Source organism: Stenotrophomonas sp. HMSC10F06 (genome assembly GCF_001807865.1).
GTDB classification, from domain to species: Bacteria; Pseudomonadota; Gammaproteobacteria; order Xanthomonadales; family Xanthomonadaceae; genus Stenotrophomonas; species Stenotrophomonas bentonitica_A.
This window is the reverse complement of record NZ_KV791306.1, coordinates 119,351-141,646: the sequence shown is the minus strand read 5'-3', so window position 1 is coordinate 141,646 and position 22,296 is coordinate 119,351. Positions and strand designations below refer to the sequence as shown.

Here is a 22,296-nt window from a genome sequence, read left to right as displayed (position 1 = left end):
GGAGGCTGTGCGCCGCGGGTGCCGGTAGTTTTACTGACCTCACCCCGCACGTATTGCGGTTGAGCACGTGGAGCGCTGTGGCCAGACTCGAGTCACACCCGGTGCCCGCCATGCGTGGCGACGTCGTGCATGTAGATCAACACAGCACATCATGGATAAAACGTGGAGACTTCCCGATCTGGTCGCCGAGCAGCCTCCGGCGTGACGTGTGCGGGTACGTTCGTGTCACCGCAATCGATCCGCGGCAGCCTGCTCGTGGTCGGGCTGGCTGCGTCGGCGCCCTGGTGCGCATTGGCGCAGAGCGTGGACGCGGCCAGCTGTATCACGGTACCGGCAAGCGTACCCGCCCAGCAGGTCCGCGCGAACGGCACGGTCCTGACGGTCGCAAGCGGCACCTACGCGCCGACCACCGTCGGTGCACCGGCCTTCTATGCCGCCAATGCCGGCGTGATCAACGCTACCGGCGCGGTGGCGTTGATCACCAGTGCCGCCAACACGGCCACGGTCTGCTCGACCAACGCGGGCGCGGTCAACTTCCTGGCGGCCGGCTCCACCGTCAGCCGGCTGGGCGCCGGGGGGCCTGCTGCCCGCCTGGAGGCAGGCACCACGCTGACCTCCAACGGCACGCGTTTCTACACGTCCCTGGCCAACAGTGAAGGCATCCAGGTCGCAGGCGGCCGCTTCACCGGCAGCGGCGATGTCATTGCCACCGGGGTATTGCTGGGGACGCAACCCGGCAATCCCGCCACCTACGGTCTGCCGGTGGACGCCAGCGGCAATCTCGTCACCGATCCCGATGCCTACGTGGGCAAGGCCGCAACGGCGGCCCACGGCATCAGTGCCATTGACGGCACCGTCCGGTTGAATGTGGACAGCGCCGGCGTTCCCACGGGTGGCACCACATCGATCCATATCCTCGGCACCGGCGCCGGTGCAACCAATGGCAGCCACGGGTTGCTCGGCGCCAGCGGCGCGCAGTTCGACGTGCATGCTGTGAACATCCTCACCCGCGGCAACAACAACAGTGGTGGACGCTTTGCCACCGGTTCGCGCCTCCAGGCATCCCAGCTTTCCATCGATACCACCGGCACCGGCGCGACCGGCCTGGTGTTCGCTGATGCGCAAGGCACCTTGTCCGGGCTGACCATCAACGCCACCGGCATCACCGCGCACGGGCTGTCGGCCACCGGCACCTCCCAGGTGCAGGTTGATGGGCTGGACATCAGCGTGGCCGGGCAGAATGCGCACGGCGTGCTGGCCGGGAGCGGCAGCACGGTCACACTGGGAGGAGCGCCGGGTGTCGTCATCGCTGCAGGACAGACCGGCAATGCGCTGCGCGCCGAAGGCGGTGGCAGCGCGCTTACGGCAAACGGGCTGCGCCTCTCAACGCTGCTCAACGGTGCCATCGCTGGCCATGCGCTGACATCAGGCACGCTCACGCTGAGCGGCAGTGCGATCTACACCTCCGGCATTGCCGGCGGCAACGCGGCGGTTGGCCTGCAGGCCGCCAGCGGCGGTACCGTGGTCAGCCAAGGCAATGCCCTGCTGACCGGCGTACAGCTCGGCACGGATCCTGCCGCCGCCAGCTATGGCCTGCCGGTGGATGCCGGCGGCAATGCCACCACGGATCCTGCCGCGTATGTGGCCACCGGCACCACCGGGGCGAACGGCGCGCAGGTGTCCTCCACGGGTGGCACGCTGCGGCTGGACGTGGCGGCCGATGGCTCAGCGTTGGGCACCACGACCCGTATCGAGACCTACGGCAACAACAGCACCGGCGTGCTGGTAGCCCAGGCGGCTGCCGCGACCTCGCGGCTGCAGGCAGCAGACACGGTGATCACCACGCACGGGATGAACGCCAACGCCGTGCTGGTCCAGGGCGCCGTCGGCGGGGTCGGACCACAGGCGGCGTTGCTGCGCCTGGACACGCGCACCACCGATCTCAATGCCAACGGCGTGTATGGCCAGGCTGGCGCGCAGGTCAGCGTCACCGACAGTATCCTGACCACCTCGGGAAGCGGGGGCGGTATCCGTGCCGATGGCGCGGCAACCCGCATCACCGCGCGCAATCTCTACATCGGCGGCGGTGGCGCGGGTGGCATCGGGCTGAACGCCACCGGCGGCACCATCGACAGCGCTGGAACGACCATCATCAACTCAGGCCGCCCCGGGATGACGCTCAACGCCAGCGGTGGCACCGCGGGCACGCTGATCTCCAGTGGCGACACGATCCGTACCGGCGTCCTGCTGGGAACCGACCTGGCGCTGCCGACCTTTGGCAGGCCGATCGATGCAGGCGGCAACCCGGTGACCGACCCCGCTGCCTTCATGGCGTCCGGCATCTCCGGGCACGGGGTGTATGTGGGCACGGCCGGGGGGCGGGTCTGGATGAACGTCACTCCGGTGACGGGGCAGGCCGACGGCGCACGCAGCAGTATCACTACGCTGGGCAACGCCAGCGAAGGCTTCAACATCCAGGGCGTGGATGCGATCGCGACCCTGGCCAATGTGAGTGTCTCCACGCGCGGCACCGATTCCATCGGTGCACGCGCGGCGGGGGCTGGGCAGATCCGTACGAGCGGCATGACCGTCACCACCAGCGGGTTGCATGGCTACGGGCTGGCCGCGTATGCCGACAGCCTGCTGACTGCGACGGCAAGCAGCATCGCCACCACAGGCGTGCAGGCGCACGGGCTGATTGCCTGGGCCGACAACGGGCACCTGCTGCTGGGCGGCGGCAGCCATGTCACTACCCGCGGTGCGCTGGCCCACGCAGCGGTGGCATGGAACGGCGGTCGGGTGGACGTGGCGGATACCACGCTGGCCACGACCGGTCCCGGCGCGGCAGCGTTGCTGGTCCGTGGCGACCCCGCCCCAGCCTCGGCGTTCGTTACGCAGTCCACGCTATCCGCTGCGGACGGCCCCGGCGTGGGCGCCATCGGTGCGGCGCAGATCGACCTGACCGGCACCACGGTGCAAGGCCGCGACCTGTGGCTCAAGGTCGGTGCCATTGCCGATTTCGACGGGCTCGACGCCGCTGTCCCGCTCCTTCCCCCGGACCTTCCGCCCGATGATCCGCCAGTGCCCCTGCCGATGGCCTTACCGGCGCCGCAGGGTGTGTTGCCGGCCGCCGACACCCCGACCCTTGCCAGCATCACCGCGACCGGCAGCGTGCTCACCGGCGCCGCGATCACCCTGCCCGGCAGCCTCTCCAATGTGGCGCTGCATGACACGCTGTGGAACCTGACCGGCAGCTCCACGCTCACCACGCTGCTCAATGATCGCAGCCGGATCGCGTTCGCGGTGCCTGGCGGAGATCCCGTCCAAGTGGCCAGCTACAGAACCCTGACCGTGTCGCGCTACAGCGGTAATGGCACGCTCGCGCTGAACACCTGGCTGGGCGACGATGCCTCGCCCTCGGACCAGCTGGTCGTGGTGGATGGCAGCAGCAGTGGCCCGGGCGTGCTGGAGATACACAACACCGGCGGACGTGGCGACCGGACGCTGGCCGATGGCATCCGCGTGGTGCAGGCAAGCAACGCCACCAGCACGCCCGACAACTTCGCGCTGGCGGCACCGGTGGTGGCGGGTCCGTACGAGTACTTCCTGTTCCGCGGTGGCGCGGCCACGGTCTCCGGCGCGGATGTGGAGAACAGCTGGTACCTGCGCTCGGTGATCGACTGCGCCAGCCCGGGCGCGCCGGTACCGCCCTGCCCCGCCCCTCCTCTCCCGCCGCGACCGGATCCCGTGCCCCCTGAACCGCCCAGCCCCTCGCCACCCCCGGCCTATCGCCAGGAGGTGTCGCTGATCGCGGCCGTACCGGCGATGGCCCAGGTGTACGGCCGCACCCTGATCGATACCCTGCACGAACGGGTCGGCGATGAGCAGCTGCTGCATCAGCGCGGCGACCTGGATACCGAACGTAGCGGATTCAATGGCGCCTGGATGCGCTATCTCGGCCACGACGGCGAACATGATGGTGGCCGGCGCGGCATCTATGGCGATCGCGGGCCCGACTTCGACTACCGTTTCGATGCGTTGCAGATCGGTACCGACCTCTACCGGCGCGTGGATGCCGATGACCTGCGCCGCCGTCACGCCGGTGTCTACCTCGCGTATGGCAAAGGCAAGGGCGAGGTGCGGCACAACCTCCTGGATTACCGCTTCCATGCTGGCACTGACCGGTTCAAGGCCGGCTCAGTCGGCGGCTACTGGACAGCGTTCTCCGCCAAAGGCGCCTATATCGACGCCGTGGCCCAGTACACCTGGTATGACATGCGCCTGCAGTCCCCGCGCACGTCCGACAGTTTTGTCGATGCCGATGGGCTGGCGCTGTCGCTGGAAGGCGGCTGGCCGTTCATCCTCAACGAGGGCGACGGGTCCTCCGGCGAGGACGGGCGTTGGCGTCTGGAGCCGCAGGCGCAGGTGATCTGGCAGCAGATCGACGTCGACGACCTCGATGATCACACCGCGCAGGTGCACTTCAGCGACGGTGACTCGCTGGTCGGGCGCATCGGCGCGCGATTGAATCGCACCGGCCAGCACGAGACCGCGCAGGGTGAGGCCCGCAGCAGCAATGCCTGGCTGCGCGCCAACGTGTGGCACGAGTTCCGCGGCACGCCCCGCGCCGCGTTCGCCACCAACAGCGGCTACGTGCCGTTCGCCGTGGATATGGGCGGCTCATGGGGCGAAGTGGGCATCGGCGGAACCTGGCAGGTCACCCAGACCGGCTACCTGTTTGCCGATCTCGATTACAGCTGGAGCTTCAATGGCGACGAGAACGCGTGGAACGGCAAGCTGGGCATGCGGTGGAACTGGTAGACGCTGTGATTCCAGGGGATGGTGACAGCCGATAGTGCCTGTGAAATCATGCGCGGTTGTCCGCCCGGCGAGCTTGCATGTTTCAACGATTCTTCAGGAAGAGCCGCACGACTGTGGCAGCGACCGCTGCGCTCGACGTCCGCAGTCAACGCCCTTCAGCGGGCGAGATCCGGGTTGAAGGCGCGACCGAGACGCTGTTCCTGTCTCCCTTGCCGGTGTACACCGGGCAGGTGCAATCCTCCCGTCGCCATTTTTCGGACATCAATGATGTGTTCCTGGACCTGGGGGGGAGCAACTGGGGAACCGTAGAGGGCGGCAAAATGCTTGCCGGCGGAATCGTCGGCCTGTTCGTGCTCGCGTTCATCGTGCCCGCGCTCATCATGCTCTACCTGGTGCTCGCCTACCCGGAGAACTTCCCGACGCCATGGGCGGATTTGAAGATGTTCATTCAAGTGTTTTCTGCCGGCGCGCTTCTCGGCATCCTCCCCTTGGGGGCATTCGCCTACGGGATGTTCTCGGATGAGTTCAAATGCGCAAAGCCCTATCCGGTGCGCTTCAACCGTCAGCGTCGCGAGGTGTGCTACATCGACCGCGAGAGCGGCCGTGCCCTGATCGTGCCCTGGGAGAGCATCGTTGCCTGGGTGTCCAATTCACAAGGCATCACCCCGTATGGCACAACGCGCCAGTACACCTTCGGCATGGGCCTGGAGGATGAAGAGCGCGACACCGTGCAGTTTGTCCTGCTGCCACAACCCAGTGATTCGCACTCACTGGGCCTGTGGGCGTCGATCCGGAACTACATGGAGGACGGGCAGTTGTTCAATGCACCCAACCCATGGTTCCAGGCATTGGGGTTGGTCCCGACCAAGGATCGACTGAAGCCGTATGAGGGCATGCACACCTTTGAGATCGAGCGTGAGGATGCTCGCGCGATGGGTTCGCTCGACGATGGCGGTGATGATCTGACGCTGGAACAACGGGAGAAGTATGGCTACGACAAACGCTCCTACTGGCCGCTCCGTCGCTGGTACGCGTGGCGTGTCCTTACCTTCTGGAAGCTGCCCTACCTGCTCGCCGAATGGGTCCATCGCCGCGGCCGTCCTTCGCTGCCGGCCGTGGTGGAAGCCTGGTCCCAGGCATTGCCGGAAGCGCAATGGGCCACCCCCAGCGGGGCGCTTGTGACCGCCAGCAAGCGCGTGAGAACGGCCATGGATAAACAAGGCGCGACGTTCGTCGATGCCTGCAAGGCAGCCGGCTTCAAGTGAGGTGACTGCTCCAGAGCATCTCGAGGGTATTGAACGGCAGCGGACGTGATCCACCACTTCAAACACGCGATCCGTGCCTGCGGCGAGCAAGGCGATACAACACGGTGCCAGCCAGTACCGCGGCCACGGCCCCTGTCAGCGGTACCGATGCCAGCGTTGCATAGCTGATCGTAAGGCTGCCCATGGCGCCCCCGAGCGCGGTGCCCAGGTTGAAGGAGGCGATGTTCAACCCGGCCGCGACCGGGCTGTAGGCGGGAATCAAGCGCTGCGCCTGCTTGAGCAGACGCAGCGTCAGCAGCGTCACGATGCAGAAGAAACAGATGCCCAGCGTGCCGATCAGCAGCATCATCATGGCCGGCATGCTGGCGAACACGTAGAGCCCGAGCAGATTCAACGCCAACGCGCACAGTGCCAACTGAAGGCTGCGGTCCCCGTCCATCGCGTCGCCCAGCGCTCCCCCGAGCAGGTTGCCTGCGATCGCACAGACGCCGAACAACAGTATGCCCAGGCTCAGCCACTGCACGTCCACACCAGTGACCTGCTGCAGATACGGCGAGACGAAGGTGAAGAACGAAAACGTCGCGACGCTCACCAGCGCGCCGATGCCGGCCGTCGTCAGGAGCTGGGGATGGATGATGGCCTGGATGCCCTTCCATGCGCCGCCGCGGGACGGGGCCGAACCGGCAGCTCCCCTCGGCATGCACAGCGCCAGACCCAGCATGCCGACCACGCTGAGGACGCCGATGGACAGGAAGACCATGCGCCACGACCAGAGACTGCCCAGGTACGTGCCGATCGGAACGCCGAACGCCAGCGCGAGGGTCAACCCGATCCACACGACCGACAGCGCCCGGCCGGATCGCTGCGGGTCCACGAGCCGGGTCGCCGCGTCGGAGGCGACCGCCATGAAGACGCCGTGGCCGAGGCCGACCACGAAGCGGATGGCCAGCAGTGTAACCAGATTGGGCGAGGCGCTCATCAGCAGGCTGCCCAGTCCGAGCAACGCCGTGGCCAGCAGCAGGATCTGCCGGTCCCGCCAGTGCGCGACCAGGGCGGTGATGAACGGTGCGCCGATGGCCGCGCCCAGTGCATAGGCGGCAATGGCCGTGCCGACGAGGGATATCCGCGCCCCGAGGTCATCGGCAATGGTGGTCAACAATCCCGCGACCACGAACTCGGAGAGCCCGAACGCGAACGCGCACAGGGAAAACACATAAATGGCAGCAGGCATCGCAGGTCCTATCCAGCAGAGCTGCGGAAGCCTAGTGCCTGGCCATGTGCGGGTGAAGGACGGTTTACATACTGCAGCAAGACGCCGCGCGTCTTGTCACCTCAGGGCAGAGAACGGGTCTGCAGAATCGCCTGTATCAACCGGTCGCGGATCGCTGAGGTCCGGGTCTCGTTCCACGCCATGAACAGCTCCAGCCGTGACACTTCCTCCGCCGCTTCCACCTGGAGCGGACGGAACACAACGTCCTCGCGCGTTTCCGTTGCCAGCGAAGCGGGCAGCAGCGCGATACCGAACCCCGCAGCCACCAAGGCAATCAAGGTCTGCATCTGCCGGCCGTGCTGCACGATGTCGGGCACGAACCCGGCTGTCTGGCACAGGCCGATCAGCTGGTCATGAAATCCTTTGCCGAGTGTCCGGGGCGAGGCGACGAATGCTTCGTCCCTGAGCAATGCCAGGTCGATGCCCGCCTTCGCCGCCAGCGGATGACCGGCCGGCAGCGCGACGCAGATCCGTTCGCTCAGCAGCCTTTCCATGCGCAGGTGCGGCGTCGTGGTGCCCGGCGTCCGCATGAAGCCGATATCCGCCTCTCCCTGCTCCGTTGACCTGCTCCTGGGTGGTGGCCTCCCGCATCGTGAAGGCGATGCCCGGGTTGAGCTCGCGAAAGTGGCGCAACGCCTGCAGCAACGAGGCATAGGGGGCGATGTTGATGAAGGTCAGGGTCAGGTGGCCCTCCATGCCCTGGGCCACGCGGCGCGTCTGGGCGACGCCCTCCTCCAGCGACTGCACAGTTCGGCGCGCGGTCTCAAGGAAGGCTGCCCCCGCCGGTGTCAACGCGACGCTGCGAGGGGTGCGCTCGAACAACGGGGCTCCGACGGCGCCCTCCAGCTTGCGGATGGCCTGGCTCAGCGGCGGCTGCGCCATGTGCAGCCGCTCGGCGGCGCGATTGAAGTGCAGCTCCTCGGCCACGGCAATGAACTGTTGGAGCAGGCGGGTCTCTATCACTGAAACACCAGACCTCTTGAATGCCGGAATTGAGGGTGTTCAACATACCAAATCTCTACGTTGTCCAGAGCGCGCCAGCAGGCGTCTGCTGGAGGGACTGGTCATGATGCTGCTGCTCGTCAGCGATGCTCGACGAGGGGCCGGACAGCGTTACTTCGTGGCGTCGCGCGCCGTCGCGTCCGCTTCCATCAGCTCCCGGCGCTGTGCCTCGATCCAGGCGTCCCCGGCGGCACGTGCCTGGGCATCGAGTTCCTTGTTCTGCCGGTCGTTTTCCTGGTACTGCGCCCACACCTCGGGCGTGATCGTCTCCAGTCGATGATCGGGGCGCAGCTGGATCGAGGGGGACGCCCCCATGGCCACCGTGAAGTTATCGAACAGCCATTGGCGGCGCTGCTCAGGCGAGGCATACAGAAGGTCCGGCTCCGCATAGGTCCGCATCGGCAGTGCCTGCTCGGCGAGGGGCGTGTCGGACGAAATCCTCGCCAGCCTGACGACCAGTCGCTCATGGTCCCGGTCTTTGTGATACAGGGCGGCGATGTCGCCATCGATCCACAGGACGTACGCGTACCCCGCGATGGGATGGACCTGGAAGGGGTGTTCACGGACCAGGATGAGATCACTGCGGTCTGTGTAGAGCGCCCGCCAGCCCGGCGGTGCCGGACGGATGCCGCAGTCGACGGTCCCTGCCGTGATCTTCTCCAGCGTCGCCCTGCCGCGGCTCGCGGAAAGCCGCGTTGTCCAGCAGCGTGAGCTGTCACGATTGTGCGATGCCATCAGAACTGCGTCTTCGTCCAGCACCACCGCATCGGTATGCACAAACGGGGCGTCTGTGGCGGCATGATCCTGCAGCAGCGTCGCGAAGTCCTTATCTGACAGCGCACTGCCATTCTCGTAAACGGCGTACGTGGTGTGGTGCTGGTACTTGCTGCTGTTGATATCCAGCCTGCTTTCCGTCACGGCCACGACCTTCAGCGTGTCTGACGAAAACACGGTCTCCCGCTGGGTGCGTGCACATCCAGCGGTGAGCAGCGCTGCACACAGCAGCAGCGCAGCAGAAAGCAGGACGGAACATCTTCTGGCGTGCATCGCGCTGCTGCCTGCGGGTCGGGATGGGATCCGTGCAAGCATATCCGCTTCGGCCACGGTTACCGGGCAGCACGGCCCCAAAGGGGCCGCACTGCCCTGCCCCGCTGGATCAGAAGCTGTAATCCAACGAAACACCCACGGTACGCGGCTGCATCATCACCGCATTCCAGCGCCGGTACTGCTGCGCGCCCGCGGCAGGAATCGTCCTGCCAGCGGCGACGTAGATGTCCTTGTTGGTGAGGTTGGTGATGAAGAAGCGCACGGTCGTGTTCTGGCTGCTCACTTCGGCAGTCAGGTCAACGGTGGTGTAGCTGGGCAGGTCGAAGGACTGCGTTGAGGCCACCGATGCCGCACGCTCGCCGTAATAGCGCAGCGCGCCACCGACGCTCCAGCCCCATTCGCCGCTCGTCGGGAACTGGTAGTCGGCCTGCAGGCTGCCGGCCCATTCGGGCACCTGCGGCAGCTGGGCGCCGGATTCGGCCTGGTTGGGCCCGCCCGGGCGCGCCGGCGGAATCGGCGCGGTCAGCTTGGCATCGGTGTAGGTCAGGCTGCTGCTCAGGCGCAACCCATCGATGGGCATCAGTGCGCCGGTGAACTCAACGCCCTGGCTGCGTGCTTCGCCGCCATTGACGCCATAGGAGATGCCCTGGGCCGTGAGCAGATTCAGGCGGATATCATCCCAGTCGATGCGGAAGGCGGCCACTTCCACCAGCGCACGACGATCCCAGAAGTGGCTCTTCAAACCGGCTTCGTAGTTGATCAACGTGTCCGACTTGACCTGCGCGGGGACTTCCGGCGCGGCCGGCAGGATGGGGTTCGGGCTGCCGGCGCGGTAGCCGGTGGCTACGCGCACGTAGGCCATGGTGTCCTCGCCCAGGAACAAGCGCGGGCTGGCGCTCCAGGTGGTCACGCTCTCGGAGGATTCGGTGATCCGCTGCACCCCGTCACCACCCAGCGGGCCGCCGAGGGTCTGGCGGAACTCCTGGTCGTTGCGCGCATGGCGCACGCCCAGGGCCAGATCGAAGCGGTCGGTGAATTTCCAGGTGGCGTTGCCGAACAGCGCCTTCTCTTTGTAGGTGGTCAGCACCGAGGCGGTGAACAGATCGAGCACCGGGTTGAAGGCCGGGCTCAAGGCGCTGCCGCGCTCGATGTAGGCCGCGTCTTCATCGGTGTAGAACGCGCCGAGCTGCCATTGCAGGCGGCTGTCGCCCTTGGAGGTCAGGCGGAATTCCTGGGTCCACTTCTTCAATTCGATATCCGTGTCCAGGCCGGCGTATGCCATGACCGGGCCCACGCCGGGTTTCTGGCCGAGCAGCGGAATGTACTCGACCGATTGGTCCTGCAGGCGCCAGGAGTTGGATTTCATCCAGCTGCTGGCCGAGGTGAAGTCGGCCCAGCCCACGTCCCAGTCCACTGTCAGCCCATAGACGTCGTACTTGATCGTGCTCGGCTGCAGGAACAGGTACTCGTTCGAGTAGCCCGGCAGCTTCGGCTTGAACGTGACCGGGTCCAGTGCGACCGTCGCGAAATTGTCCCCCTTGTTTTCCTGGCGCATCGCGGTGAGCAGGACGTCCACCGTGTCCGAGGCTTTCCACAGCAGCGAGAGGCGGCCGGCGTTCTGGTACACGTCGTTGGTGTCGCGGCGATGCAGGACACTGTTGTCGATCCAGCCCGGGCTGGTCTGCTCGGCATAGCTGGCGCGCAGGGCCAGCTGACCCTTCACCAGCGGCACGTTGACCGCAGCGCGTTCGGAATGACCCACCCGTCCGCCATCGTCAACGACACGCATCGTCGCCCCGGCGCGGCCCGCGAAGTACTCCAGGTCCGGCCGCTTGGTGACGTACTTGACCACCCCGCCCAGCGCGCTGGCACCGTACAGCGTGCCCTGCGGACCGCGCAGCACTTCCACGTTCTGCACATCGTAGGGAAGCAGGTCGAACATGCCCGAGGTGGCGCCGGACAGCGAGCCATTCGCGGTCAGTGGTACATCGTCCACGTAGATAGAGGTCGAGGCGGTGTTGCCCATCGGGGTGATGCCACGGATCGAGATCGTCGAGCGGCCCGGCGCGCCGAGGCTGGTGATCTGCAGGCCGGGGACCAGGCCGGCCAGGTCATTCATGTTGTTGACCTGCAGGCGATCGAGCTGCTCCTCACTGATGACGCTGATCGACATCGGGATGTCGGTCACCACTTCCACGCGTTTCTGCGCAGTGGCGGTGACCGTGCCCAGCGTATGCACGTCATCGCGCTCGGGATTCTCGGCGGCGACCTGTGCCAGTGCCGTGGCGCTGCAGCCCAGAGCCAGAATGCCTGCAGCGCAGGCCAGCGACAACGCGTTCATTCGGAGCGAACAGTGACTCATGGTGATGAGACCTCGGTAGCGAAGCTGGGAGCCCACGGCAATGGGCACGGAATGCGGCAGTCAGGGCACCCCGACATTCTGGGGTGGGGGCCGGCCTGGCAATGACGCTCCTGGGGACGAATGGCTGCTTACAAGCCCATGTAGGACACAATAGTCCTGTTCAGAGAACTGTCAATCCTGCGACGCAGCATTGACATCAAATCGTGCGCCAGGCGCGCCCCGCGCCTCAGCGTGCGGCGCCCCAGACGGCCTCGTCGCACCAGATCGTGCCGTCGCGATAGACGACCCCAGGCGTGCGGTCCTGCTTGAGGAACGTAGGGCCATCCAGATCGACGAGATCGCACAACTGCCCGACCACGAAGCCCGGCGCGGCGCCCAGGCTGCTGCAGACCATGCAGCCGACCATGACGCCCAGATCCGCTTCGCGCGCGGCTGCCGCGATGAGCAGCGCCTCAGTGAGGCCGCCGCACTTGTCGAGCTTGATGTTGTAGACGTTGAAGCGACCCTTCAGGCCGTCCACGTCGGCCAGGGTGAGCGCGCTTTCGTCCGCGGCCAGCGGAATCGGCGAGACGAATCCATCGAGGTCGGCTTCGCGCCCGCGGGCCAGCGGCTGTTCGATCAGCGCCACACCGGCGTCCACCATGGCGGTGGCCAGCCGGTCGAGATCACCAATCTGATACCCCTGGTTTGCGTCGACGCCCAGCCACACATCCGGCCGTACCGCGCGGATGGCCGCGACGCGGGCGATGTCCAGGTCGAGATCGCCCGTCAATTTCACCTTGATCGAGTGCGCCTGACGGTAGGCCACAGCGGCCGCCGCCATCGCGGCCGGCTCATCGGCGCCGACCGTGAAGGTTGTCGGCAGTGGCCGCGGTGCCTCCAGCCCTGCAAGCGCCCATACGGGCGTTCGCGTCTGCCTGGATTCCAGTTCCCACAGGGCGGCATCGACCGCGTTGCGCGCGCCGCCGGCCGGCAGGATCGCACGTAGTTCCTCGCGCGTGGGATGCGCCTCGATCGCATCGCGCGCCGCTTCCAGCTGGATGCGCATGGTCTCCACGTCTTCGCCCAGGTAGTACACCCCGGTCGCCTCGCCACGCCCGATGTGCGTGCCGTCATCCAGGGTGACGAGGACGGCCAGGCGACTGTCGAACACGTGGCTGGAAATGCGGAAGGGTGCCGCAAGGCGCAGGGCGTCGACGGCGATGCCGAGTTTCAGGCGGGCCATCAGACGTGCGCCCTGGTTGCACCACGCTCACGCGTCAACGGGGACGTTCCCAACAGCTGGATCAAGCACATCTGGTTTCCCTGCCTCATGGTGAGTAATTCTCACATTGAGACATTAGTTCTCTCCTAAGAGAACTGTCAACGGGCGCCGGGTTCGGCGCCCTCCCCTTTCCCTGCTTTTCTGGTTACTTTGCGGCGGGAGCGGCGGGCGCAAGCGCGGCCGCGATCTGCGAGAGGTACTTGTTCCAGTCGAACTTCTGGCCTTCCGGCGTCCAGCCCAGGCGCACGATCACCGCATCCTGCGAGGGAATCACGGCCACGATCTGGTGGTTATGGCCCATCGCCATGAAGGCATCTGTCGCGACATCCTGCAGCACCTTGCGTCCTTCTCCGCCGGCTTCGGCCCGGTTCAACCACAGCTGCGCGCCGTACGAGGGCCGCGGTGAGGCCGGGGTCGGTGTCACCGCGAAGTCGAGCCATTGCTGCGACAGCAGCCGCTTGCCGCCCGCCTCGCCGTGGTTCAGATGCAGCAGTCCGTACCGCGCCCAATCGCGTGCCGTCGCGTACCCGTACGAGCTGCCGACCAGCACACCCGATTCATCCGGCTCGATCAGTGCACTGCGCATCCCTGCGGGCTCGAACAGCCGCGTCTGGGCAAACCGTGTCATGCCTTCCAGCGTCCCACCGGTCGCCTCGAAGACGATCCGCGACAGGATATTGGTCGTGCCGGACGAATAGCTCCAGAAGGTTCCCGGCGCATGCTCCAGCGGCAACGCAGCGGCAAGCGCCCCCATGTCGCCAGCCTCGAACAACATCTTGATCGAGTCGTTACCGGGCTTGTAACTCTCCACGAAGGTGAGCCCGCTGGACATCGTCAGCAATTGGCGCAGCGTGATCGCGCCGCGCGGGTCGCCGGCGCCCTTCCACTCGGGCACCGGTGCCGGCTCGTCCAGTTTGAGCACACCGTCATCGACCAACAGGCCGACCAGCGTACCCATGATGCTCTTGGTCGCCGACCAGCCCAGCATGCGCGTGCCCTGGTTGAAGCCGGGCGCATAGCGCTCGGCGACGATCGCCCCGCCCTGCACCACCACGATCGCCCGCGTGTCGGGATAGCCGCCGACGTTCTGCTCATCAAAGGCGGCGCTGACCGCGGCATCGAGTGCGGCCCGGTCAAGTTTCGCTTCAGCCGCCGCCTGCAGCGCCGGCACGGGCGTGTCGCCCTGGGGCCAGGGGCGCGCCGGCAAGGGAGCAAGCGGTTTGAGCCGCCCCGCCTGCGTCTTGAGGGCCTTCAACGGAACATCGCCGGTGGTCAGGGTGCAGCCGACCGCCGGGCGATACAGCGCGGTACGGGTCGGCGTGCCGGGCGCGGAGGCGGTGACCGTCCCGGCCTTGCGATCCACCGACAGCGCGACCGTTCTGGTGAAAGGCGCCAGCGCATGCACGTCATCGCGCAGGACGTCGGCTTCGGTGCGGTTGGCTACGAAAATGCCGGCGCACGCAAGCTGCGCCGAGACCGCGGTACCCAGATCGTCCGCGCTGGTGATCGGCGGTGCGGCCGCCAGCACCGGCGCGGAGGCGGCGAGCGCCAGGGCCAGAAGGCTGCAGCGGGAGGAGTATCGAATCATGAGGTGGGTCCTGAAGTTGGTGTGGCGCGCACGTGGATCAGCGCGTGTGGCAGGCGTGGCGCAGCGCCGAGCCCGCCCGGGCGCCGGTGTGCCTGCCACCCTCGAAACTCACCACGCCGTTGACGATGACGGTCTCGATGCCGGTCGGCGCGCCGGCCGGTACATCCCAGCTTGCCACATCGTCCAGCGTGTCCAGATCGAACAGCACGATGTCCGCGCGCATGCCCTCACGGATCAGCCCGCGGTCGCTCAAGCCCATCCGCTGCGCGGGCCAGCCGGTCATTTTTCGGACGGCATCCTCCAGCGTCAGTACCTGGTTCCGCTTCACATACTCGGCGATGATCCGCGGGAAGGTGCCGTAGGCGCGCGGGTGCGGCAGGCCGATGGCACCTTCGCTGCCGTAGTTCACCGCCGCCGCGGCATCACTGCCGATGCTGACCCAGGGCTGGCGCAGCGCGAGCTGTACGTCCTGCTCGCTGATCATGAAATACAGCGCGACCGCGCGGTTGGGCAGCCCTTCGAGCGCGATATCCCAGGCCGCATCGGCCGGGTCCAGATTCAGTTCGGCACCGATCTCGGCCAGCGTCCTGCCGTGGAAGCGCCGGTACTTGTCACTGAAGCTGTTGGCCAGGCGCACGTTCTGGAAACCGCCCGAGGCGTGCACCAGGTTCGACCAGCCGGGCATCGATCCAGCGGCGACTTCCTTCTTCATGCGTTCGCGCACCTTCGGATCGCGCACGCGCTCGATACCCTTCTCGAGCCCATCGGCCCAGACCCAGCTCGGCGCGATGATCTCCAGCCCGGTGCCGCCGGCGGTATATGGGTACAGATCCGCGGCGACATCGACACCGCGGTCGCGCGCCGCATTGATCGTGGCCAGCGCCTGCGGCATCAGCTTGCCCCACTCCGGTGCATAGGCCGCCTTCAAGTGGAAGATCTCCACCTTCACGCCGCCCTTTTCACCGATCTCGATCGCTTCTTCGATCGCCTTGACCACGCCCTCGCTTTCGTCACGCATATGGGTGGCATAGAAGCCATCGCATTGCGCGGCCACCTTGGCCAGCGAAATGAGATCCGAGGTGCTCTGGAAGCTGCTGGGCGCATAGATCAACGCGCTGGAGATACCGAACGCACCGGCCTCCATCGCGATCTTGACCTGCTCACCCATGGCATCCAGCTGCTTGCGGGTCGGGGCACCGGCGGCATCGCCCATGACATGCACGCGGGCCTGGGTAGAGGAGTAATAGGTGCCGAAGTTGACCGCGATGCCCTGCGTCTCCAGCTGCTTGAAGTATCCCGGCATGCCCGCCGCAGGCACCGGCGGTCCGCCCTCGCCGCCGATCAGCGTGGTCACGCCCATGCGGAGCTTGTTCTCCGCGGCGCCATCCTTGAGCAGCGCCGCGCCGGACTGGTCCATCATGTCGATGAAGCCCGGCGACACATAACGCCCCCGCGCGTCGATCTCGCGGGTGCCGGTCCCCGGCACCTGGCCGACCCGTGCCACCCGCCCGTCCCTGACCGCCACATCGGCACGGACCCAGGGGTTGCCGGCACCGTCCAGTACGCGGCCGCCACGGATCACCAGGTCATAGTCGGCGGCGGCCGCATGGGCGGCGAACAGCATCGACACACCGGCCCAGAGCAGAGTGCGCTTCATCATTTCATCTCCTTGTCGGTACGCGCGTCTGCACGCACGTCATCCACGACCTCACGAACCGCGTCCACCACCCGATCCGGCTGATCGATCTGGATGTAATGGCCGGCGTCGCTCACGATCTGTTGTTGCCCGCGGCTGGACATGGCGGCCTGCTCGGCATGCAGGGTGCGCCATTCCTGCTTGAACCGGGCGCCCTCCTCCGCGGTCAGGCCCATCTTTTCCAGCTCCTCGGGCTTGAACGGCTTCAGCGCGGTCAGCACGATCACCGGGCGATCGCCAAACGAGGTGACCGCGCGGGCATCGTCCATGGTGCTGTCGAAACCATCCACTTCGGCGGTCGCGCCCTTGACCGAGGCACTGGAGAAGGCGGTGATCTCCGCCGCCTCATCCTCGGGGCGGGGACCATGATCGGCGCGCGAGAACAGGAAGCGCACCAGGCCGGTCCGCGACAGTGCCGTCGCGGTATGCATCAACAACGACACCTTCTTCGGGTGGACGTTGATGCTGACCACGCTGCCAAGCCGGGCGATCTGATCTGGATGCGAGGGGTCGACCATCACCAGCCCGGCGACCTGATCACCGTAGCGACCCACATAGGTCCGGATGTAGGGCCCGCCGATCGAATGGCCGACCAGCACCAGCGGATCGGTGATGCCGGCGCCCTTCAACAACGCATGCAGGTCATCAGCCACGGCCGATGCACGCTGCGGGGAATCCTTTGCGTCGCTGCGCATGATGCCGGCACGGTCGTAGGCGCAGGCACGGGTAAAGCGGGCGATCCGGTCGTGCACGCGGGTCCAGTCGAGCGTGCCGCCCGTGCCCAGGCCGGATTCGAAGATCACCGTCGGCGAGCCGCTGCCCCGGCACTCGATATGCATCTGCCGCCCGCCGATGTCGACCAGTTCGCCGCGCAGCGGGTGCGCGTCCGCCGCGTTCCGCCGCGCCAGCGCCTCGTACACGACGCCCACCAGGGTGAGGAGAATCACGAGCGCCAACAGACCCAGCAGGATCCACTTCACCCATCGCCCAAACCGCCGCCAACCCTTTACTGCTGTCATGTCGTGCTCTCTTGAAGGGCGTACTGAAGCGCGTATCGCCCCGCGGTTCCGTCTCGCGCGGCGTTCAAGGGAGGACCACCCCATGCGGCAGACAATCATCCCGAATGGGATATAAACGTCCTGATAGGAGAATTGTCAATGTGCAGTGCGCCACTGTCCGGGTTCCCACGGTCACCGTTGTGAAGACCCGCACTTCACGCGACGCACACTACCCTCTTGCCGTCACACCCCACGGAGCTGCCCCCTCGTGAGCCGGCATTGGCCGCCAACGCGCGCGTTAAAAGGACTTTCCAGTCTCTCCCTGCTGTTTTTCAGTGGCCTGGCCATCGCCCAGCCCGCCCCGGGCGCCGCCGCTATCCCCGCGCTGGACTGGCAGCAGTCCCAGCAGCGGCTGGAGCAGGTCTCCGATGCGCTGGCCGCCGCCGATGCGTCGGTGCGCAACAAACAGGACCTGCAGGACGCCACCCGCCTGTTGCGGTTGCCGGAGATCACCGGTGAAGTGCGCCGCCTGCAGTTCCAGAAGACCCTCACCCTCCCCTTGGGTTCGCTGGCCCCGGTTGCCGAAGCCTTCGGTATCGATTCGCCGCTGCAGTTCACCGAGCGTGACTGGCGTACCCGCCCGGTGGTGACCGCGGTGCTGCCGCTGTATACCGGCGGGCTGATCCCGGCGGCGCAGCAGGCGGCGGCCGGCGCGACCGACCAGGCCAGTGCCGAGCGCGAGTCGCAGCGGCAATCGCTGAGCGTGCAGCTGGCCCAGGCCTATTTTGGTCAGCGCCTTGCCGAGCAGGCCGTCGATGTGCGGCGGGATGTCCGCGATGGCCTGCAGCGCCACCTCGACGACGCATTGAAGCTTGAGCGCGAGGGCTTTGCCACCCGCGCCCAGCGCCTGCAGGCCAACGTGGCCCGCGACAAGGCCGAGCGCGATTACCAGAAGTCGCTGAACGATCTGCAGACCCTGAAGGCAGCGCTGGCCACCCTGCTCCGCAGCGGCGGCGAGGTCCGCCCGGTGTCGCCGTTGTTCGTGCATCGCGCGCCGATCGGTGCACTGCCCACCTTCGAACGCGAGGCCCAGGCCCGGCAGCCGCAGATCGCCCGGCTGCGCGCCTTGGTGGCGCAGGCCGAACAAGGCGTGCGCGTGCAGCAGGCCAAGCTCAAACCCACGGTGTTCCTGTTCGGCCAGTACGATTTCCGCCGTCGCGACGAGATGCTGACCGATCCGGACTGGGCGTTCGGCATCGGCCTGAAGTACACCTTCCTCTCGCCCAGCTCGCGCCCGGCCCAGATCAGCGCCGCCCGCGCGCAGCAGGAGCAGGCGGAAGCCGGCCTGCGCGAGGCCGAGAACCAGGTGACGCTGGGCGTTCGCAAGGCCTGGTACGAACTGGACACCGCCCGCCAGCAGTTCCTGTTACTGGACAGCAGCATCGAACAGAACCGTGAGAACCTGCGCCTTCAGGAGCTGGCGTTCCGCGAAGGCCAGGCGACCTCGCTGGACGTGATCGATGCACGGCTGGGGTTGGGGGGCGCGCAGGTGGAACGCGCGCAGGCCGCCTATCAATACGACGTAGCGTTGGCACAGCTGCTGGAGATCAGTGGACAGATGGACCGATACGATGAATTCCGCCGCCGGGGCGACGAGGTGATCGCGCATGAATGACACATTGCAGGCCGCCGCCGACGCGCCGCCGCCGAAGAAGCGCAAGGCGGGCATCCTCATTGGTCTGGCCCTGGTGGTCGTCGTGGTGGTCGGCCTCTGGCTGGCCTGGCGTACCCCGGCCGAGCAGCTGCAGGGCATGGCCGACGCCGACACCATCAACGTAGCCGCGAAGATCACCGCGCGTCTTGCCGAGCTTAAGGTGCGCGAAGGCGACCGGGTCAAGGCGGGCCAGGTGCTGTTCGTACTCGACAGCCCGGAAGTGGCGGCCAAGGAAGAGCAGGCGCACGGTGCACTGGAAGCGGCGCGTGCCGTGGCCGACAAGGCCGACGAAGGTGCACGCAGCGAGGATATCCGCGCTGCGCAGGCCAACTGGAAGCGTGCCGAAGCCGGTGCCACCCTGGCCGAGGCAACCTATCAGCGCGTGCAGAACCTGTTCAACGAAGGGGTCATGACCCGGCAGAAGCGCGATGAAGCGTTGGCGCAGGCGCGCAGTTCGCGCGAGCTCTCCAATGCCGCACGGGCGCAGTACGACCAGGCGCTGGCCGGCGCCCGTGACCAGGACAAGCGCGCCGCGCAGGGCCAGGTCCGCCAGGCGCAGGGCGCGGTGGCCGAGGTCAACGCTGCCCGCGATGAGGTCAACGGCCGCGCGCCGGTGGCCGGCGAGATCAACAAGCGCATGTCCGATATCGGCGAGCTGGTGCCGGCCGGCTACCCGGTCTTCACCCTGGTCGACATCGACCACATGTGGGTTTCGGTGAACCTGCGCGAGTCGCAGATGCGCGGCCTGAAGGTGGGCAGCCGCCTGCACGGCAGCGTTCCCGCGCTGGACCGCAACGCCGACTTCGAGGTGTATTTCCTCAATCCGGCGGGCGACTACGCTACCTGGCGCGCCACCCGGCAGTCGTCCGGCTATGACGTGCGCAGCTTCGAGATCCGGCTGCGCCCGGTTGCTCCCATCGAAGGTTTCCGGCCGGGGATGAGCGTGCTGTTCGCGTGGCCGCAGGGATGAACCGCCGGGCGTGGGCGGGCATCACCGCCTCGCTGCAGCGCGAACTGCAGCACCTGCGTCAGGATCGTGCCGATCTGCTGCTGGTCACCCTGCTGCCAGCGCTGATGCTGGGCGTGATGGCCTGGCTGTTCGCGGCCTCGGTGATGCGCGATATCCCGATCGCCGTCGTCGATCTGGACCGCAGCGCCGAGAGCCGGCAGCTGGCCCGGATGCTCGATGCAAGCCCCGGGGTGCGCGTGGCCAGCCAGCCGATCAGTCTGGCCGATGCGCAGTCGCAGCTGCGGCGGCTGGACGTGTTCGCCGTGGTACTGGTGCCGCGCGATGCGACCCGCAACGCCCTGCGTGGCGAACAGGGCACGGTGTTCGCTTACTACAACGCCACCTACCTCACCACTGGCCAGTCGGCGGTGCGCGACATCGTTGAAGCCGTCAGCGCCTGGAATGCGCGCCTGCTGGGCGGGCGCATCGCCAAGCAGGTGGGCCCGGCCAAGCTGCGCGCGCCGCCGATCGCGGTGCAGTCGGACATCCTGCACAACCCGGCACGCAGCTATGAGCTGTTCCTGCTGCCGCTGCTGTTCCCGGCGGTTCTGTCGCTGGGGTTGGCGTTGGCGGTCGCGGCCAGCCTGGGCCGCGAAGTGCGCGACGGGCACCTGCGCGCGTGGCTCGGCGATGCCCCGTGGTCGGCCATCGTCGGCAAGCTCGCGCCCTATGTCCTGCTGTTTTCGGCGTATGGGGCGCTCGGCGTGCTGTACCTCGCGCGGGTCCGTGGCGACGGCATCGCCGGCAGCACGATGTTGCTGATGCTGGGCCAGCCGCTGTTCTATCTGGCCTGCGCGGCGGTGGCGCTGCTGTTCGTGGGACTCACCCGCGACATGGGCAGCGCGCTCTCCGCGATCGGCCTGAGCATCGGCACTGCCTTGGCATTTTCCGGGGCGACGTTCCCGGTGGTGGATGCGCCACTGTTCACCCGCATCTGGAACGCGCTGCTGCCCCTGACCGCCTACGTCAAACTACAGACCCAGCAGCAGTTCGTCGGCGCCCCGTGGAGTGTTTCCCTGTGGCCGCTGGGCACCCTGCTGCTGATGGTGCTGGTGGCGGGCGGCATCGGGGGGTGGCGCTTGATCGCCGCCGCGCGGGCTGCCGATCCGGGCACGCCGGCCGCGGCCTCCGGAGCCAGCGCATGAGCCGCTTCGGCAGCAGCCTGCGCCTGACCCTGCGCACGGTCCTCACCGACCGCTACGCAGTAGTGCTGATGGTGGGCGCGGTGGTGCTGTACTCGTTCTTCTACCCGGCGGCTTACCGCCACCAGGTGGCGACCAACCTGCCCATCGTGGTGGTCGACCACGACCAGAGCGCGACCAGCCGGGAACTGCTGCGTCGCGTGGATGCGCTGCGCACGGTGCGCATCGTCGACCAGCCGGCCAGCGTCGACCACGCCCGGAATGAAATGGAAGCCGGCCGCGCCGAAGGCATCCTGCTGATCCCCGCCAACCTCGAGCGCGACATTCTGCGCGGTGGCAATGGTTATCTGGTGCTGATGGGCAACGGCGCCTACCTGGGCCGCGCCAGCTGGGTGCTCGGCGGCGTGGCCGATGCGCTGACCGCGTTCGCCCGTGAGGCGGCAGTGTCCCAGGCGGCCTTCATGGGCGCGCCGCAGGCACCGCCGATCACCCTGGTGCAACGCCCGCTGTTCAACACCCAGGAGGGCTACGGCAGCGCGATCGTCCCCGGCGTGGCCGAACTGATCGTGCACCAGACCCTGCTCATGGGCATCGGCGTGCTGCTCGGCGCGCGGCGGCTGGCGCTGGGCCGGCGACTGCGTTTCGACCTGCCGACGCTGGCCGGGATGGCCGTCGGCTTCGGTGCGATCGGCCTGCTCGGCCTGCTCTACTACGCCGGCTTCACCGCGTGGGTGCAGGACTATCCGCGCGGTGGCAATCCGCTCGGGCAGCTGCTGGGCGGCACCTTGTTCATCGCAGCCACGGTGGCGTTCGGCCTGTTCGTGGGCAGCTTTTTCGCCACCCGCGAGCGTGCGTTCCAAGTCGTCATCGCCTGCTCGATCCCGTTGTTTTTCCTGGCCAACCTGTCCTGGCCAGCGGTCACTTCACCGCCGGCACTGGTCGCGCTGGCGCACCTGCTGCCCACCACGCCCGGCATCAACCTGATGGTGCGTTTGAACCAGATGAATGCCAGCCTCAGCGAAGTCAGTCACGAAATATGGACGCTGGCGGCGCTGCTGGCGCTGTACGGCGGCCTCGCCGTCTGGCGTCTGGGCGCCCGCAGGTCGAGCTGAGGGCAT

Annotated in this window: 15 protein-coding genes; 7 read left to right on the top strand and 8 right to left on the bottom strand. The window is 67.1% G+C overall.

Going from position 1 to position 22,296, the window contains the following annotated elements:
• Positions 1-222 precede the first annotated feature (222 nt).
• Both HMPREF3113_RS16615 and HMPREF3113_RS16610 read left to right on the top strand, forming a co-directional pair.
• Positions 223-4,821 (top strand): autotransporter outer membrane beta-barrel domain-containing protein, encoded by a 4,599-nt coding sequence (locus HMPREF3113_RS16615; RefSeq protein WP_070474093.1) that lies wholly within the window; start codon positions 223-225, stop codon positions 4,819-4,821.
• A gap of 77 nt (positions 4,822-4,898) precedes the next feature.
• The gene (locus HMPREF3113_RS16610; RefSeq protein ID WP_217628721.1) at positions 4,899-6,086 is read left to right on the top strand and encodes a DUF6708 domain-containing protein; all 1,188 of its coding nucleotides are present in this window, start codon (positions 4,899-4,901) and stop codon (positions 6,084-6,086) included.
• A gap of 58 nt (positions 6,087-6,144) precedes the next feature.
• Here HMPREF3113_RS16610 and HMPREF3113_RS16605 read toward each other — a convergent pair whose 3' ends face one another.
• Both HMPREF3113_RS16605 and HMPREF3113_RS19065 read right to left on the bottom strand, forming a co-directional pair.
• Entirely contained in the window at positions 6,145-7,317 is a 1,173-nt protein-coding gene (locus tag HMPREF3113_RS16605; RefSeq protein WP_070474091.1) for an MFS transporter, read from the bottom strand.
• Positions 7,318-7,418: 101 nt separating this feature from the next.
• Complete coding sequence (locus tag HMPREF3113_RS19065; protein WP_254665315.1) at positions 7,419-7,886, bottom strand: LysR family substrate-binding domain-containing protein; 468 nt, start codon at positions 7,884-7,886, stop codon at positions 7,419-7,421.
• Between HMPREF3113_RS19065 and HMPREF3113_RS19060 the strand changes: the two genes are divergently transcribed.
• Positions 7,885-8,322, top strand: a complete 438-nt coding sequence (locus tag HMPREF3113_RS19060) for a hypothetical protein (RefSeq protein ID WP_254665314.1) — start codon at positions 7,885-7,887, stop codon at positions 8,320-8,322. The two genes, HMPREF3113_RS19065 and HMPREF3113_RS19060, sit on opposite strands and share 2 nt — an antisense overlap.
• Before the next feature lie 147 nt (positions 8,323-8,469).
• On the opposite strand, the gene HMPREF3113_RS16595 is transcribed toward HMPREF3113_RS19060, so the two are convergent.
• The 6 genes from HMPREF3113_RS16595 to HMPREF3113_RS16570 form a co-directional block, all read right to left on the bottom strand.
• Positions 8,470-9,447 (bottom strand): hypothetical protein, encoded by a 978-nt coding sequence (locus tag HMPREF3113_RS16595; protein WP_139146394.1) that lies wholly within the window; start codon positions 9,445-9,447, stop codon positions 8,470-8,472.
• 67 nt (positions 9,448-9,514) lie between these two features.
• The gene (locus HMPREF3113_RS16590) at positions 9,515-11,746 is read right to left on the bottom strand and encodes a TonB-dependent receptor (RefSeq protein WP_070474087.1); all 2,232 of its coding nucleotides are present in this window, start codon (positions 11,744-11,746) and stop codon (positions 9,515-9,517) included.
• Positions 11,747-11,993: 247 nt separating this feature from the next.
• Positions 11,994-12,992, bottom strand: a complete 999-nt coding sequence (locus HMPREF3113_RS16585; RefSeq protein WP_070474085.1) for a dipeptide epimerase — start codon at positions 12,990-12,992, stop codon at positions 11,994-11,996.
• 184 nt (positions 12,993-13,176) lie between these two features.
• Positions 13,177-14,619, bottom strand: a complete 1,443-nt coding sequence (locus HMPREF3113_RS16580; RefSeq protein WP_070474083.1) for a serine hydrolase domain-containing protein — start codon at positions 14,617-14,619, stop codon at positions 13,177-13,179.
• A 37-nt stretch (positions 14,620-14,656) separates the two neighbouring features.
• The gene (locus HMPREF3113_RS16575; RefSeq protein WP_070474081.1) at positions 14,657-16,279 is read right to left on the bottom strand and encodes an N-acyl-D-amino-acid deacylase family protein; all 1,623 of its coding nucleotides are present in this window, start codon (positions 16,277-16,279) and stop codon (positions 14,657-14,659) included.
• On the bottom strand, positions 16,276-17,433 hold the full coding sequence (locus HMPREF3113_RS16570; protein ID WP_083298840.1) for an alpha/beta fold hydrolase: 1,158 nt from the start codon (positions 17,431-17,433) through the stop codon (positions 16,276-16,278). The genes HMPREF3113_RS16575 and HMPREF3113_RS16570 overlap by 4 nt, the downstream gene beginning before the upstream one ends.
• A 202-nt stretch (positions 17,434-17,635) precedes the next feature.
• On the opposite strand from HMPREF3113_RS16570, the gene HMPREF3113_RS16565 reads away from it, so the two are divergent.
• The 4 genes from HMPREF3113_RS16565 to HMPREF3113_RS16550 are packed head-to-tail and all read left to right on the top strand — an operon-like array spanning position 17,636 to position 22,290.
• Complete coding sequence (locus HMPREF3113_RS16565; protein ID WP_254665320.1) at positions 17,636-18,988, top strand: TolC family protein; 1,353 nt, start codon at positions 17,636-17,638, stop codon at positions 18,986-18,988.
• Positions 18,981-19,997, top strand: coding sequence for an HlyD family secretion protein (locus HMPREF3113_RS16560; protein WP_070474074.1), 1,017 nt, complete (start codon positions 18,981-18,983; stop codon positions 19,995-19,997). The genes HMPREF3113_RS16565 and HMPREF3113_RS16560 overlap by 8 nt, the downstream gene beginning before the upstream one ends.
• Entirely contained in the window at positions 19,994-21,181 is a 1,188-nt protein-coding gene (locus tag HMPREF3113_RS16555; protein WP_070474072.1) for an ABC transporter permease, read from the top strand. The genes HMPREF3113_RS16560 and HMPREF3113_RS16555 overlap by 4 nt, the downstream gene beginning before the upstream one ends.
• Positions 21,178-22,290 (top strand): ABC transporter permease, encoded by a 1,113-nt coding sequence (locus HMPREF3113_RS16550; protein WP_070474070.1) that lies wholly within the window; start codon positions 21,178-21,180, stop codon positions 22,288-22,290. Before HMPREF3113_RS16555 ends, HMPREF3113_RS16550 begins: the two co-directional genes overlap by 4 nt.
• The last annotated feature ends 6 nt before the right edge of the window (positions 22,291-22,296 follow it).